This is a genomic window from Psychrobacter sp. (genome assembly GCF_036731945.1).
GTDB lineage: Bacteria > Pseudomonadota > Gammaproteobacteria > Pseudomonadales > Moraxellaceae > Psychrobacter.
On the sequence record NZ_DAINDI010000020.1, the window covers coordinates 33,505 to 45,849 of the forward strand.

The window sequence follows — 12,345 nt, forward strand, 5'->3', positions numbered from 1 at the left end:
TACGACGACCTGCTCAACACTGACGAGTAACCCTCAGTCAATTTCGTTCGCCTCATTCGCCTCATTTGTAATACGCTGGATATATTAGCCATGAACCCGTTTGGATTTTTATCAAATAATATCGCAATCGACCTCGGTACTGCGAACACCCTTATCTTTATTCCTGGCAAAGGGGTGGTGCTCGACGAGCCTACAGTGGTCGCGCTACGTAGTAATCGTACCCAAAACCCTACCGTCGCCGCCGTTGGTATTGATGCCAAACAGATGTTAGGTCGTACGCCTGCCAATATCACGGCTATCCGCCCATTAAAAGATGGCGTGATTGCAGACTTTGAAGTGACACAAAAAATGCTTAAGCATTTTATCACTAAAGTAAAAGCCAAGCGTTTTATGGCACAGCCTAACGTGGTGGTTTGTGTGCCTTGCAAATCGACGTTGGTTGAGCGTAAAGCGATTCGTGAAGCGGTATCGTCGGCTGGTGCGAGCAAAGTCTTGTTGTTAGAAGAGCCAATGGCTGCCGCAATTGGTGCGGGTATGCCCGTGCATGAAGCCAGTGGTTCAATGGTCGTTGATATCGGCGGTGGCACGACTGAGATTGCTGTTATCGCGCTGTCAGGCTGCGTCTATGCCGAGTCGATTCGTATCGGCGGCGATATGTTTGATGAAGCGATTATTACTCATGTGCGCCGTACGCATGGCTGCGTGATCGGTGAAACCACCGCTGAGCGTATCAAGCAAGAAGTGGGTTCGGCATTAAATGAAGACAGCCAATTAGAAGTTGAAGTTCGCGGTCGCAGCATGGCAGAAGGTGTACCAAAGACCTTTACAGTCAATTCAGAAGAAGTACAAAAAGCTTTAAGCGACCCATTAAGCGGTATCGTCAGCGCGGTAAAAGCAGCGCTTGAGCAAACGCCGCCTGAGCTGTCATCAGACATCGCTGAGCGCGGTATTGTCTTAACCGGCGGCGGTGCATTGCTGCGTGATTTAGACAAGCTTATCTCTAAAGAAACCGGTCTGCCTGTGACGGTCGCTGAAGAGCCATTAACTTGTGTCAGCCGTGGCGGCGGTATTGCGCTTGATTTTATCAATAATAAAAGCCTAAATATGATTTTTGTTTAAGTTGTAAATATTAGCGCGCTATAAAAATTGTTTTATCCTATTTTTTTTCCTATTAAAGGTAGCCAATAAGGTTGCCTTTAATGACATTTAGCCATACCAAAATGCGATAGCAGTACGATATCAGCTAAACGTCGCTAATAATATATCGACTTTATTTTAAACTGACGCTATAGGCTGATATTTGTTGCTGTTAAGCACAGTCGCAGCTATTGCTAACTTTAAAACCTCTAGATTAGACCAATTATGATTCCAAGTATTTTTGCTCGTCAGCCGCTCGCGCTTCGTAAGACTGCTATCGTATTGATAGTGGCGCTGGTGTTGATGTGGTTTGATAGCAAAAATCCAGAATGGTTTAAGCCGATACGCTCGACCACCCATGCCGCCATGCAGCCTATTTATGAGCTGTCGTTATTGCCAAGTTATGCAAAACACTGGTCGAGCGGCAGCTTGCAGTCGAAAGAAGCGCTACGCCGTGAAAACATGCAGCTAAAAACGCAACTTATCCATGCCCAAGCTAAGCTGCAGCAGCAGGATTATGTCTTGGCACAGAACGCGCGTTTGCAAGGTATCTTATCGACCACGCGCCCTGAGCAATTTGATTTAAACCTAGCGCAAGTGATCGGCACTGATACCAATCTGCTCAGGCAAATTGTGGTACTGAATAAAGGCGAGCAAGATGGTGTGCAAGTCGGTCAAACGGTCATCGATGAAGTGGGCATTTTAGGTCAGATTATTAATGTCTACCCCAATACCAGTCGCTTATTGCTGATTACCGATGAGCAGCAATCAGTTGCTGTGACCGTCAAACGTACCGGACAGCGGGCTATCGTCACGGGCGAGGGCATACCGACCTCATTACGCCTTAATTACGTCTTTAAAACCTCAGATGTGCGCGTCGGCGATGAGCTGGTGTCATCAGGCTTGGGCGGACGTATTCCGGCGGGCTATCGTGTTGGTCGTATCGCCCATGTCGAAGATACGCAAGAAGATAACTTTAGAAGTATTGAAGTCACGCCAGCAGCAAATTTTATTGATAACGCTTATGTGTTGGTGCTGCAAGATAAACTGGTTAATAGAAGAAATGCCGGTATTAAAGAAAACTAAGGGATTGTCAGCTTACTCATAAGTCCACGTTGCGCGTCATTATTTATAACATAGACAATCACATAGACGTCTGGACAGACAGATAAGATAAATAGTATTCAAAATTGTTTGGTCCACTAGAATTGACACTCTTTTCAATATTAAATAAACCATTAAATAGCTGCTAAACTCTCGCTAAAGGTAAGTATTCATGGCATACGCGGATTTTGATGATGCAACTGGGGTACTCCCGGCCTTGATTATACTGAGTTTTATTATTGCCTCATCGCTGAGTGTCTATCCTTTAAGCCCAAGTATGGCCGCCCTACGTCCAATGGTCATGATCATGGTGCTGATTTTTTGGTTACTGTTTCAGCCGCGCTACGTCGGGATTTTTAGCGCCTTTGCTATTGGCATTATCTCCGATTTATTAATGGATACCCACTTAGGGCAGCAAGCCTTCGCCGCCGTTATGGTCGCAATGGTCATCAAAATCACCAGTATCTATATCAGACAGCTTAATACCATTAGTGCTTGGCTCATTGCGAGCTTGGGATTGGTTGTTTTCCAAGTCAGCTTATGGATATTGCAGCTATTCATCCAAAATACCTTTGTTGCCCAATCTGCTCTATCGTTATTCATGAGTATCATCAGCTGGCCATTGGTGCTATTGGCCTTACGGAGATTTGCCCGCTAGCTTTTTTGCTTACTCGGTCTATATTATCAATTTTCCTGCAAAACCATAATTTTATAAAATAAGAGTATCATGATGAATCTCATTTTAGCGTCTGGCTCACCGCGGCGTCACGAGCTGCTAACCAGAGCGCAACTGAACTTTACGGTCATGAGCGTCGATATTGATGAAACGCCGCATGTGAATGAATCTCCTAAAGATTACATTGAACGTATGGTTGCCAGCAAAGCAGAGGCGGCGCTAGAGCAATTGAATAAAGAACTAAATAAAAAGTTAAACGACAGTCAAACTGATCTATCTGCATCTCTAATTATTTTAACCGCTGATACCATCGGCGTCTTAGCCGATGGCAAAACGGTATTGGTCAAGCCCGACAGCCGAGCAGACGCTTATCGTATGTGGCAACAGATGTCTGATGACACCCACCAAGTATGGACAGCAGTGCAAGCAACTCAAGTATTGTTATCAGCTAAGCCTTCAAGCTCTCCAAACTCCAGCAGAGCATTTCAAATCGTGAATCAACAACAAATCACTGAGCGCACCGATGTCACCTTTATTCCTTTAACCGAAGAGATGATGGAAAACTATTGGGACAGCGGCGAGCCTGCTGATAAAGCCGGTGGTTACGGTATTCAGGGTTTGGGCGCGGCCTGGGTAAGCCGCATTAATGGCAGCTATACCAATGTGGTTGGTTTACCGCTGGCACAAACTGTGGCGTTGATTAAAAATATCACAGCTGTCAGCACCAATAAGAAAGCCTAAGCACTGAGCAAATAAGCTGAGTAAACAGATAGGTGAGAGTAGCGCGTATTTGATGTAGGATAATTAAATGGTTGGTCTTACATGAGATGGCAAATGGCTATCACTCAATCATTTGCACATAATGACACGCTAGGATAATGGGCAAACCCAAGGTGCATTTGGTACACTGTGAGGCTACCAAACGATGAACGCTTCATAAGAAAGCTGAGTGCTAAGAGAAAATATTATGTCCGAAGAGCTGCTGATTAATATTAGTCCCATGGAATCGCGCGTCGCCGTGTTAGATAACGGGGTGTTGGGCGAGATTTATATCGAGCGTCATCATAAACTGGGCTTGGTCGGCAATATTTATTTGGGCACGGTAGTACGCGTGCTTCCGGGTATGCAAGCAGCTTTTGTCGATATCGGTCAGTCACGCACAGCGTTTTTACATGTCAATGATATGCAGCGCGAACCGCGTCCTGTTAGCGAGAGCAAAAATAAGACCTCAGAAAATACTGATAACGAACGTCCTGTTATCGAAGCTACCGCTGATGATTTGGCGGTAACGCCGCCTGTGGTCAGTGCGCACAGCACCGAGGTTGTAGCCGTTACAAAATCTCTTATCCAGCATCGGCTGCACGAAGGCCAACGTATCTTAGTGCAAGTTACCAAAGACCAGCTCGGTAGCAAGGGCGCGCGTTTAACTACCAATATATCGCTGCCATCACGTTACTTGGTCTATCTGCCATCGAGCGATCATATCGGTATCTCGCAGCGTATTGATGGCGAAGAAGAACGTACTCGTCTCAAGACTGAACTGGCAAGCCTGATGCAAACGGTCAATCTACAAGGTGGCCTGATTGCGCGCACCGCTGCTGAGCGCGTGCCAGTCGATAAACTCGAAGAAGATATCTACTATTTATTGCAGCTCTGGCGCACCATTTGCGCCCGTCGCCAAGAGACAAAACCAAATCAAAGCTCTGAGCTTATTTATCAAGAATTATCACTGCCGCTGCGCTCCATTCGTGACTTGGTGCATGCCGATACTGAAAAAGTGGTGATTGATAACGCGCAAATCTATGAGCAAGTCCGTTATTTCGCCAAAGAGTTTGTGCCTTTCGTCTACGACCGCATAGTACATTATACTGCCGAGCCGTCATTGTTTGACGTTCACCGTGTCGAGGATGATTTGCGCGATGCTCTAAAACGCCGTGTTGATTTAAAGTCTGGTGGCTATTTGATTATCGATCAAACCGAAGCCATGACCACTATTGACGTCAATACCGGCTCTTTTGTCGGCGGACGCTCGTTAGAAGATACGGTATATAAAACCAATTTAGAAGCCACCCATGCTATTGCACGGCAATTACGCCTAAGAAATCTTGGCGGCATTATTATCTTAGATTTTATTGATATGCTTGAGCAGCAGCATAAAGACGATATTTTAGAGAGCCTGCAAGCGCAGCTAGCGCAGGACTACGCGAAAACCAAAATTACCCAAGTCAGTGAGCTTGGGCTGGTTGAGATGACGCGTAAACGCACCCGTGAGTCGCTTGGACAGCAGCTATGTGAGCCTTGCTCAACCTGTCAGGGTCGCGGCTTTGTTAAAACTGCTGAAACCGTTTGCTTTGAGATATTTCGCGAAATCATGCGCTGTGCGCGAACTTATAACTCGCCCAAGAAATTTACCGTGGTTGCCCATGCTGCCGTCATTGATTTACTGTTGACCACCGAATCAGACACTGTCGCAGATTTAGAGTATCTATTAGGTAGGGTGATTACCTTTGAGGTCGAAAATCTCTATACCCAAGAGCAATATGACATCGTTTTAGATTAATAATAGAGTAAACTTATACCACTAATAACAGTTTTAACTGAGGTTTTAATGAGAAAATTATTGATAAAAACGCTTGTTTATAGAGGGTGATATCTCAAAACACCGCCGATATTACTCTTGCAATGAGTGAAATACTATGTATAATACACACCACTGAATTATATATGCGCAGCCAATTAAACAGCTGGCGCTATGACAGCTAGAGCATCGTTTCTAGCACTATTTCATTATGCCTTTGCTGACATCCTATAATGGAAGGGTCGGCGGGGCTTTAAACTATTTTGCTTTTGGCACGCTATAAGTTCCGGTAACGAACTCATTCTGGTTAAGAACAGAAGGCCGCTTAAAGTGAATATTTAACCAAACGGCTTTTGCTCATATCTTCAAAGTAAGAATGACGAAAGCACATATTAGGAGCTTGCTGGCATGGCTAACCAGAGAATCCGTATCCGTCTTAAGTCTTTTGATCATCGTCTGATTGATCAATCTGCACAAGAGATCGTTGATACTGCAAAGCGCACCGGTGCGCAAGTTTGTGGTCCTGTACCGTTGCCGACTCGCATTGAGCGCTTCAACGTTCTAACCTCACCACACGTTAATAAAGACGCTCGTGACCAGTACGAAATCCGTACTCATAAGCGTATGGTTGATATCGTTCAGCCTACCGACAAAACTGTGGATGCGCTAATGAAGTTAGACTTAGCGGCGGGTGTTGACGTTCAAATTGCTTTGGGTTAATGCAAAACACACCCAACCCATTAATATAAGATATAAAGAGGTCTAAAATGGCGATCGGTTTAGTCGGTAAAAAATGCGGCATGACCCGTATCTTCACTGAAGCAGGCGAATCTATTCCTGTTACAGTGGTTGAGGTCCATGCTAACCGCATTACTCAAGTAAAAAATACTGATGTAGATGGCTATCAAGCCATTCAAGTTACCACAGGTACTCGTCGTGACAGCCGCGTAACTGCTGCACAAAAAGGTCACTTCGCTAAAGCTGGCGTTGCAGCTGGCCGTGGTGTATGGGAATTTCGTGCCAATGACAGCGATCTTGAAGGTCGTGAAATTGGTGGTGAGATCCTAGCTGACTTGTTCGAACAAGGTCAGATTGTAGATGTCACAGGACAGAGTAAAGGTAAAGGCTTTCAAGGCGGCGTAAAGCGTCACAACTTTAGCATGCAAGATGCCACTCATGGTAACTCAGTTTCTCACCGTGTCCTTGGTTCAACTGGTCAAAACCAGTCACCAGGTAAAGTCTTCAAAGGCAAAAAAATGCCAGGTCAAATGGGTAACAAACGCGTTACCGTTCAGGGCCTAGAAGTGATATCGGTTGATGTTGAAAAAGGGTTACTTGTCATCAAGGGTGCTATCCCAGGTGCCACCGGTGGCGATGTCATCGTACGTCCGTCAGTCAAAGCCTAAGCAAGGGGATTAACGTGGATTTAAAAACAGTTACAGGGGCGGCAGTTGAGCTTTCTGATACGGCTTTCGGTCGTGAATTCAACGAAGCATTAGTGCATCAGGTCGTCACCGCATATCTTGCTGGTGCTCGTCAAGGTACACGCGCTCAGAAAACCCGTGCCGAAGTTTCTGGCGGTGGCATCAAGCCATGGCGCCAAAAAGGTACTGGTCGCGCTCGTGCAGGTTCTATTCGTAGCCCAATCTGGCGTTCAGGTGGTCGTGCATTCGCAGCCAAACCACAAGATTGGTCACAGAAAGTTAACCGCAAAATGTATCGCGGTGCTATGCAGTGCATCCTAGCCGAATTGATTCGCCAAGAGCGTTTGATTTTGGTTGAAGAGCTAAGCGTTTCTGGTCCTAAGACCAAAGAGCTGATTGCAAAGTTAAATGATTTGGGCGCACCTCGTGCACTCATCGTCACCAAAGAAGTTGACGAAAATCTATACTTAGCTGCGCGCAACATCCCACACGTCAATGTACTTGGTACAAACGAAGTGGATCCAGTGAGCTTGATTGCTTTTGATAAAGTAATCATGTCAGTTGAAGCTGCGAAACAATTTGAGGAAGCACTAGCATGAATAACGCAAGACTTTATCAGGTCTTAAGAGGGCCTGTATTCTCAGAAAAATCTCAAATGCTTGGCGACTCACTTGGTGTACAGGTATTTAAAGTTGACTCTAATGCTACTAAGCTTGAAGTCAAAAAAGCGGTTGAGATGATGTTCGAAGGCGTTGAAGTTTTAAAAGTAAACACTTTGAATGTTAAAGGTAAGACAAAGCGTTTTGGTAAAAATATCGGCCGTCGTAATGACTATAAAAAAGCCTACGTTACCTTAAAAGCTGGTCAAGATGTACAAATGGCTGATGCTGGTGAAGAAGTCGCAAACACGACTGCTTCTACTAGTGAAACAGCGAACAACGAATAAGGATTACACTCATGCCTATCGTAAAAGCAAAGCCAACATCACCAGGCCGTCGTTTTGTTGAAAAAGTGGTGCATCCACACCTTTACAAAGGTCGTCCTTTTGCAGCGCTTCTCGAATCAAAAAGTAAGTCAGGTGGTCGTAACAATAATGGTCGCATCACGACTCGTCACGTTGGTGGTGGTCATAAGCAGCATTATCGTATTATCGATTTTAAACGTACTAAAGACAATATCCCAGCTGTGGTTGAGCGTATCGAATACGATCCTAACCGTACTGCACACATTGCTTTACTTAAGTACGCTGACGGCGAACGTCGCTATATCATTGCTGCTAAAAAACAAGCAGTTGGCGATACCGTCATGTCAGGAGAGAACTCTCCAATCCGTCCAGGTAACTGCTTACCACTGAAAAACATCCCATTGGGTACTGTGATTCACAATATCGAACTTAAAATCGGTAAAGGTGCACAGCTAGCTCGTTCTGCGGGTGCCAGCGTTCAGCTACTAGGTCGTGACGGTATTTATGCTATTCTACGTCTACGCTCAGGTGAAACTCGCCGCGTACACGTGAACTGCCGTGCTGTTATTGGTGAAGTTTCTAACACTGAAAATAACTTGAAATCACTTGGTAAAGCCGGTGCTTCACGTTGGCGCGGTGTTCGTCCTTCTGTTCGTGGTGTCGCTATGAACCCGGTTGATCACCCACACGGTGGTGGTGAAGGTCGTAACAAAGGTCGCCATCCAACCAGCCCTTGGGGTCAGAAGTCTAAAGGACTTAAAACGCGTCATAATAAGCGTACTGACAGTATGATCATCCGCCGCCGCGCCAAGAAGAAATAAAGGAAGAATTTCATGCCTCGTTCATTGAAAAAAGGTCCATTCATAGACGCGCACTTATTTGCTAAAGTTGAGAATGCATTAGACACCAACTCACGCAAACCAATTAAAACTTGGTCGCGCCGCTCGATGATTTTGCCACAAATGGTTGGCCTAACCTTATCTGTTCACAACGGCCGTACTCACGTACCGGTTATCGTAAGCGAGCAGATGGTTGGTCATAAACTAGGTGAATTTGCCCCGACTCGTACATATCGTGGTCATGGCATTGACAAGAAAGCTAAGAGATAAGGTGCTTACCATGGAAGTAACTGCAAAATTACGCGGTGCCGCCATATCGGCACAAAAAGTTAGACTCGTTGCTGATGAAGTTCGTGGCAAATCTATCGAGCGTGCTTTGGATATCCTAACGTATAGTAATAAAAAAGGCGCTGTCTTCGTTAAGAAATGTCTTGACTCAGCCATCGCCAATGCCGAACACAACAACGGTTTAGATATCGATACTCTTAAAGTATCAACCATCTACGTTGATGAAGGCATTACGCTAAAACGTATCCTACCACGTGCTAAAGGTCGCGCTGATCGTATCAGTAAGCGTACTTGTCACATCACTATAAAGGTAGGAGAATAAGTTATCGGTCAAAAAGTACATCCAATCGGAATTCGTCTTGGTGTTGTCAAAAAGCATAACGCAAACTGGTATGCTAACCCTAAACAATACTCAGAATACCTCATCAACGACATTCAAGTTCGTGAGTATCTACGCAAAAAACTAGACAACGCTATGATCAGCAACATCATGATTGAGCGTCCTACTGGTGCTGCTAAGATTACCATCGCCACTGCGCGTCCTGGTATTGTTATCGGTAAAAAAGGCGAAGATATCGAAAGACTTCAAAAAGAATTGACCAAAATTATGGGCGTACCTGCTCAGGTCAACATTGAAGAAATCACATCACCTGATCTTGATGCACGTTTGGTAGCAGACGGTATCGGCAGCCAACTTGAGCGCCGTGTTATGTTCCGTCGTGCGATGAAACGCGCCGTACAGAACAGCATGCGTTCTGGTGCTAAAGGTATTAAAGTTGAGCTGTCTGGCCGTCTTGGCGGTGCTGAGATTGCTCGTACTGAATGGTACCGTGAAGGTCGTGTACCATTGCATACACTCCGCGCTGATATTGACTATGCGTCAATTCGTGCAGAAACCACATACGGCACTATCGGTGTAAAAGTTTGGATTTTCCGTGGCGAAATCCTTGACGGTATGAACAGCGTATACAATCCCGTCAAAGAAGAGCAGACTCGTGCGCCAAAACGCCGTGGTCGTGGAAACGGAAACCGTCGAAACACAGACAGAGGTTAAACTATGTTACAGCCAAAACGTACCAAGTTTCGTAAAATGCACAAAGGTCGTAACACAGGTCTTGCTCACCGTGGAAGCACCGTTGCATTCGGACAAATTGGTCTAAAATCGTTGACTCGTGGTCGTATGACTGCCCGTCAAATTGAAGCAGCACGTCGTACCATCACTCGTAAAATCAAGCGTGGCGGTAAGATTTGGATTCGTGTATTCCCAGACAAACCAATTACCAATAAACCACTAGAAGTACGTATGGGTAAAGGTAAAGGTCCAGTCGAGTATTGGGTATGTGAAATCAAACCTGGTAAAGTGCTATATGAACTCGAAGGGGTTTCAGAAGAACTTGCTCGCGAAGCGTTAACGCTTGCTGCAGCAAAACTGCCCTTTAAAACTACCATTGTTAAGCGGACGATAATGTAATGAAGATCAGTGAATTACGTGATAAATCATTAGAAGAACTGACTCAGTTACTTGATGAAAAGCAACTTGATGCTTTCCGTATTCGTATGGCTAAAGCAACGGGTCAGTTGGGTAACACCCATGAAGTCAGAAGCAATCGTCGCACGATTGCTCAGATTCAGACTTTGATTAACGAGAAACAACGAGGCGACTCATGAGCGATAACAATCAAACAGCTAATGCTAGTGTATTGACAGGACGAGTTGTCAGCGACAAGATGGACAAATCCATCACAGTTTTGATTGAGCGTCTGGTTCGCCATCCTTTGTATGGCAAACAGCTTCGTCGTTCTACAAAAATCAAAGCTCATGATGAAGATAACGTTTGTCAACAAGGCGACCTTGTCCGCATCAAAGAAACGCGTCCAATCTCAAAAACCAAGTCTTGGACTTTGGTTGAAGTGGTTGAAAAAGTAGAAAAAATCTAAGTAAATTGCATTAAAAGCCAGAAGCTGTTAAAATAGCCGCCTTTTTAAGGATGCTGATTGCGCCGAGCGTATATCACTCACATTAAGAGTAGCAGCGGTTATTAATATTAAAATGCCGACTACTCATTCTGTGCTAGCGGCAGCAACTGGTTTTTATTGCTCATACGTGTGGAGTAACGCTATGATTCAGGTTGAATCGATGCTGGAAGTTGCAGACAATAGCGGTGCAAGACGAGTTCAGTGCATTAAAGTACTGGGTGGCTCTCATCGTCGTTATGCATCAGTTGGCGACATTATTAAAGTAACGGTTAAAGAAGCCATTCCGCGTGGTCGTGTTAAAAAAGGCGACGTGATGAATGCGGTAGTTGTACGTACCAAAAAAGGCGTTCGTCGTCCTGATGGTTCAGTTCTGCGTTTTGATGACAATGCTGCGGTATTGTTGAACCAAAACAAAGCACCGATAGCAACTCGTATTTTTGGACCGGTAACTCGTGAACTACGTGGTGATCAGTTTATGAAAATTGTATCACTAGCACCAGAAGTATTGTGAGGTAATCCATGTCAAAATTACGTAAAGGCGATACAGTTATCGTGATTGCTGGGAAAGACAAAGGCAAGCAAGGTACTGTACAAGCTGTAAAAAACGATCGTATTAAAGTTGAAGGCATCAACATTGTCACCAAACATCAGAAGCCAAATCAAGCAACTGGTACTGAAGGTGGCATTGTTAAGCAAGAAGCTTTTTTGCATATCTCTAATGTCGCAATTTTAAATGCGCAAACCCAAAAAGCTGATCGTATTACTTATCAGTTCGGCGAAGACGGCAAGAAACAACGCGTCTATCGTTCGAACGGTGAAGTAGTGGCGACTGCGTAAGACACTAAGGGTGTAATGGTAATGGCAAGATTAAAATCTTTATATAACGAAGAATTAAAGCAACAAATCAAAGAAGAGCTTGGTTTGGCGAACGTAATGCAAGTGCCTAAAATCACTAAAATTACGCTTAATATGGGTGTAGGCGGCGCGTCTCAAGACAAAAAATTGCTTGAAGGTGCTGTAGCTGACATGACCGCTATCGCTGGTCAAAAACCTGTCGTCACCAAAGCGCGCAAATCAGTTGCTGGCTTTAAAATTCGTGAAGAATGGCCAATTGGCTGTAAAGTAACGCTACGCGGTGAGCAAATGTACGAATTTTTAGATCGTCTCATTGCCATTGCAATTCCTCGTATTCGTGATTTCCGCGGTTTTTCACCTAAAGCCTTTGACGGACGTGGTAACTACTCATTGGGTATCAAAGAACAAATCGTATTCCCAGAGGTAGACTTTGACAAGATTGATCGTATCCGCGGTATGGATGTGACCATCACCACGTCAGCTGGTAATGATGAAGAAGGTCGT

18 protein-coding genes and 1 pseudogene are annotated in these 12,345 nt (G+C 44.9%); all 19 read left to right on the forward strand.

Translation table 11 applies throughout. The features are described from left to right. Positions 1-81 precede the first annotated feature (81 nt). Positions 82-1,119 carry a rod shape-determining protein gene (locus V7D75_RS05945; protein ID WP_414706782.1) on the forward strand — a complete coding sequence of 346 codons (1,038 nt, stop codon included), beginning with the start codon at positions 82-84 and terminating at the stop codon, positions 1,117-1,119. 243 nt (positions 1,120-1,362) lie between these two features. Beyond that, the gene (gene mreC, locus V7D75_RS05950) at positions 1,363-2,223 is read left to right on the forward strand and encodes a rod shape-determining protein MreC (RefSeq protein ID WP_102077546.1); all 861 of its coding nucleotides are present in this window, start codon (positions 1,363-1,365) and stop codon (positions 2,221-2,223) included. Positions 2,224-2,413: 190 nt separating this feature from the next. Continuing rightward, a complete protein-coding gene (gene mreD, locus V7D75_RS05955) occupies positions 2,414-2,899 on the forward strand; it encodes a rod shape-determining protein MreD (RefSeq protein ID WP_333613815.1) in 486 nt (161 codons plus the stop codon). A gap of 72 nt (positions 2,900-2,971) precedes the next feature. After that, on the forward strand, positions 2,972-3,658 hold the full coding sequence (locus tag V7D75_RS05960; protein WP_333613819.1) for a Maf family protein: 687 nt from the start codon (positions 2,972-2,974) through the stop codon (positions 3,656-3,658). 226 nt (positions 3,659-3,884) lie between these two features. Continuing rightward, entirely contained in the window at positions 3,885-5,477 is a 1,593-nt protein-coding gene (locus V7D75_RS05965) for an Rne/Rng family ribonuclease (RefSeq protein ID WP_333613816.1), read from the forward strand. A gap of 426 nt (positions 5,478-5,903) precedes the next feature. After that, on the forward strand, positions 5,904-6,215 hold the full coding sequence (gene rpsJ / locus V7D75_RS05970) for a 30S ribosomal protein S10 (RefSeq protein WP_010196670.1): 312 nt from the start codon (positions 5,904-5,906) through the stop codon (positions 6,213-6,215). A gap of 47 nt (positions 6,216-6,262) precedes the next feature. After that, positions 6,263-6,901, forward strand: a complete 639-nt coding sequence (gene rplC / locus V7D75_RS05975) for a 50S ribosomal protein L3 (protein WP_068408481.1) — start codon at positions 6,263-6,265, stop codon at positions 6,899-6,901. Positions 6,902-6,915: 14 nt separating this feature from the next. After that, the gene (gene rplD / locus V7D75_RS05980; protein WP_068408479.1) at positions 6,916-7,518 is read left to right on the forward strand and encodes a 50S ribosomal protein L4; all 603 of its coding nucleotides are present in this window, start codon (positions 6,916-6,918) and stop codon (positions 7,516-7,518) included. Further along, positions 7,515-7,865 (forward strand): 50S ribosomal protein L23, encoded by a 351-nt coding sequence (rplW, locus tag V7D75_RS05985; protein ID WP_068408477.1) that lies wholly within the window; start codon positions 7,515-7,517, stop codon positions 7,863-7,865. Before rplD ends, rplW begins: the two co-directional genes overlap by 4 nt. A gap of 11 nt (positions 7,866-7,876) precedes the next feature. Beyond that, the gene (rplB, locus tag V7D75_RS05990; RefSeq protein WP_068408475.1) at positions 7,877-8,704 is read left to right on the forward strand and encodes a 50S ribosomal protein L2; all 828 of its coding nucleotides are present in this window, start codon (positions 7,877-7,879) and stop codon (positions 8,702-8,704) included. Between the two features lie 12 nt (positions 8,705-8,716). Then, a complete protein-coding gene (gene rpsS, locus V7D75_RS05995; protein WP_010196682.1) occupies positions 8,717-8,992 on the forward strand; it encodes a 30S ribosomal protein S19 in 276 nt (91 codons plus the stop codon). 10 nt (positions 8,993-9,002) lie between these two features. Then, on the forward strand, positions 9,003-9,332 hold the full coding sequence (rplV, locus tag V7D75_RS06000; protein WP_068408473.1) for a 50S ribosomal protein L22: 330 nt from the start codon (positions 9,003-9,005) through the stop codon (positions 9,330-9,332). 3 nt (positions 9,333-9,335) lie between these two features. Further along, positions 9,336-10,170 (forward strand): annotated as a pseudogene (gene rpsC / locus V7D75_RS06005) (30S ribosomal protein S3). Further along, positions 10,068-10,481, forward strand: a complete 414-nt coding sequence (rplP, locus tag V7D75_RS06010) for a 50S ribosomal protein L16 (RefSeq protein ID WP_068034608.1) — start codon at positions 10,068-10,070, stop codon at positions 10,479-10,481. Before rpsC ends, rplP begins: the two are co-directional and overlap by 103 nt. Then, a complete protein-coding gene (rpmC, locus tag V7D75_RS06015; protein ID WP_068408469.1) occupies positions 10,481-10,678 on the forward strand; it encodes a 50S ribosomal protein L29 in 198 nt (65 codons plus the stop codon). Before rplP ends, rpmC begins: the two co-directional genes overlap by 1 nt. After that, positions 10,675-10,947, forward strand: coding sequence for a 30S ribosomal protein S17 (gene rpsQ, locus V7D75_RS06020; protein ID WP_068408467.1), 273 nt, complete (start codon positions 10,675-10,677; stop codon positions 10,945-10,947). The genes rpmC and rpsQ overlap by 4 nt, the downstream gene beginning before the upstream one ends. A gap of 181 nt (positions 10,948-11,128) precedes the next feature. Then, on the forward strand, positions 11,129-11,497 hold the full coding sequence (rplN, locus tag V7D75_RS06025) for a 50S ribosomal protein L14 (protein WP_010196702.1): 369 nt from the start codon (positions 11,129-11,131) through the stop codon (positions 11,495-11,497). Between the two features lie 8 nt (positions 11,498-11,505). Next, positions 11,506-11,823 (forward strand): 50S ribosomal protein L24, encoded by a 318-nt coding sequence (gene rplX / locus V7D75_RS06030; RefSeq protein ID WP_068408465.1) that lies wholly within the window; start codon positions 11,506-11,508, stop codon positions 11,821-11,823. 21 nt (positions 11,824-11,844) lie between these two features. Continuing rightward, positions 11,845-12,345, forward strand: a 501-nt coding sequence (rplE, locus tag V7D75_RS06035) for a 50S ribosomal protein L5 (protein ID WP_333613817.1), incomplete at its 3' end; no start/stop codon positions are given.

What these genes read in the sequence shown, in the direction of transcription:
- rplP (WP_068034608.1), top strand. Translation starts at nt 10,068, where the DNA reads ATGTTACAGCCAAAACGTACCAAGTTTCGTAAAATGCACAAAGGTCGT.
- rplW (WP_068408477.1), top strand. Translation starts at nt 7,515, where the DNA reads ATGAATAACGCAAGACTTTATCAGGTCTTAAGAGGGCCTGTATTCTCA.
- rplN (WP_010196702.1), top strand. Translation starts at nt 11,129, where the DNA reads ATGATTCAGGTTGAATCGATGCTGGAAGTTGCAGACAATAGCGGTGCA.
- V7D75_RS05965 (WP_333613816.1), top strand. Translation starts at nt 3,885, where the DNA reads ATGTCCGAAGAGCTGCTGATTAATATTAGTCCCATGGAATCGCGCGTC.
- V7D75_RS05960 (WP_333613819.1), top strand. Translation starts at nt 2,972, where the DNA reads ATGAATCTCATTTTAGCGTCTGGCTCACCGCGGCGTCACGAGCTGCTA.
- rpsJ (WP_010196670.1), top strand. Translation starts at nt 5,904, where the DNA reads ATGGCTAACCAGAGAATCCGTATCCGTCTTAAGTCTTTTGATCATCGT.
- mreC (WP_102077546.1), top strand. Translation starts at nt 1,363, where the DNA reads ATGATTCCAAGTATTTTTGCTCGTCAGCCGCTCGCGCTTCGTAAGACT.
- mreD (WP_333613815.1), top strand. Translation starts at nt 2,414, where the DNA reads ATGGCATACGCGGATTTTGATGATGCAACTGGGGTACTCCCGGCCTTG.
- rpsQ (WP_068408467.1), top strand. Translation starts at nt 10,675, where the DNA reads ATGAGCGATAACAATCAAACAGCTAATGCTAGTGTATTGACAGGACGA.
- rplB (WP_068408475.1), top strand. Translation starts at nt 7,877, where the DNA reads ATGCCTATCGTAAAAGCAAAGCCAACATCACCAGGCCGTCGTTTTGTT.
- rplC (WP_068408481.1), top strand. Translation starts at nt 6,263, where the DNA reads ATGGCGATCGGTTTAGTCGGTAAAAAATGCGGCATGACCCGTATCTTC.
- rpmC (WP_068408469.1), top strand. Translation starts at nt 10,481, where the DNA reads ATGAAGATCAGTGAATTACGTGATAAATCATTAGAAGAACTGACTCAG.
- rplX (WP_068408465.1), top strand. Translation starts at nt 11,506, where the DNA reads ATGTCAAAATTACGTAAAGGCGATACAGTTATCGTGATTGCTGGGAAA.
- rplV (WP_068408473.1), top strand. Translation starts at nt 9,003, where the DNA reads ATGGAAGTAACTGCAAAATTACGCGGTGCCGCCATATCGGCACAAAAA.
- rpsS (WP_010196682.1), top strand. Translation starts at nt 8,717, where the DNA reads ATGCCTCGTTCATTGAAAAAAGGTCCATTCATAGACGCGCACTTATTT.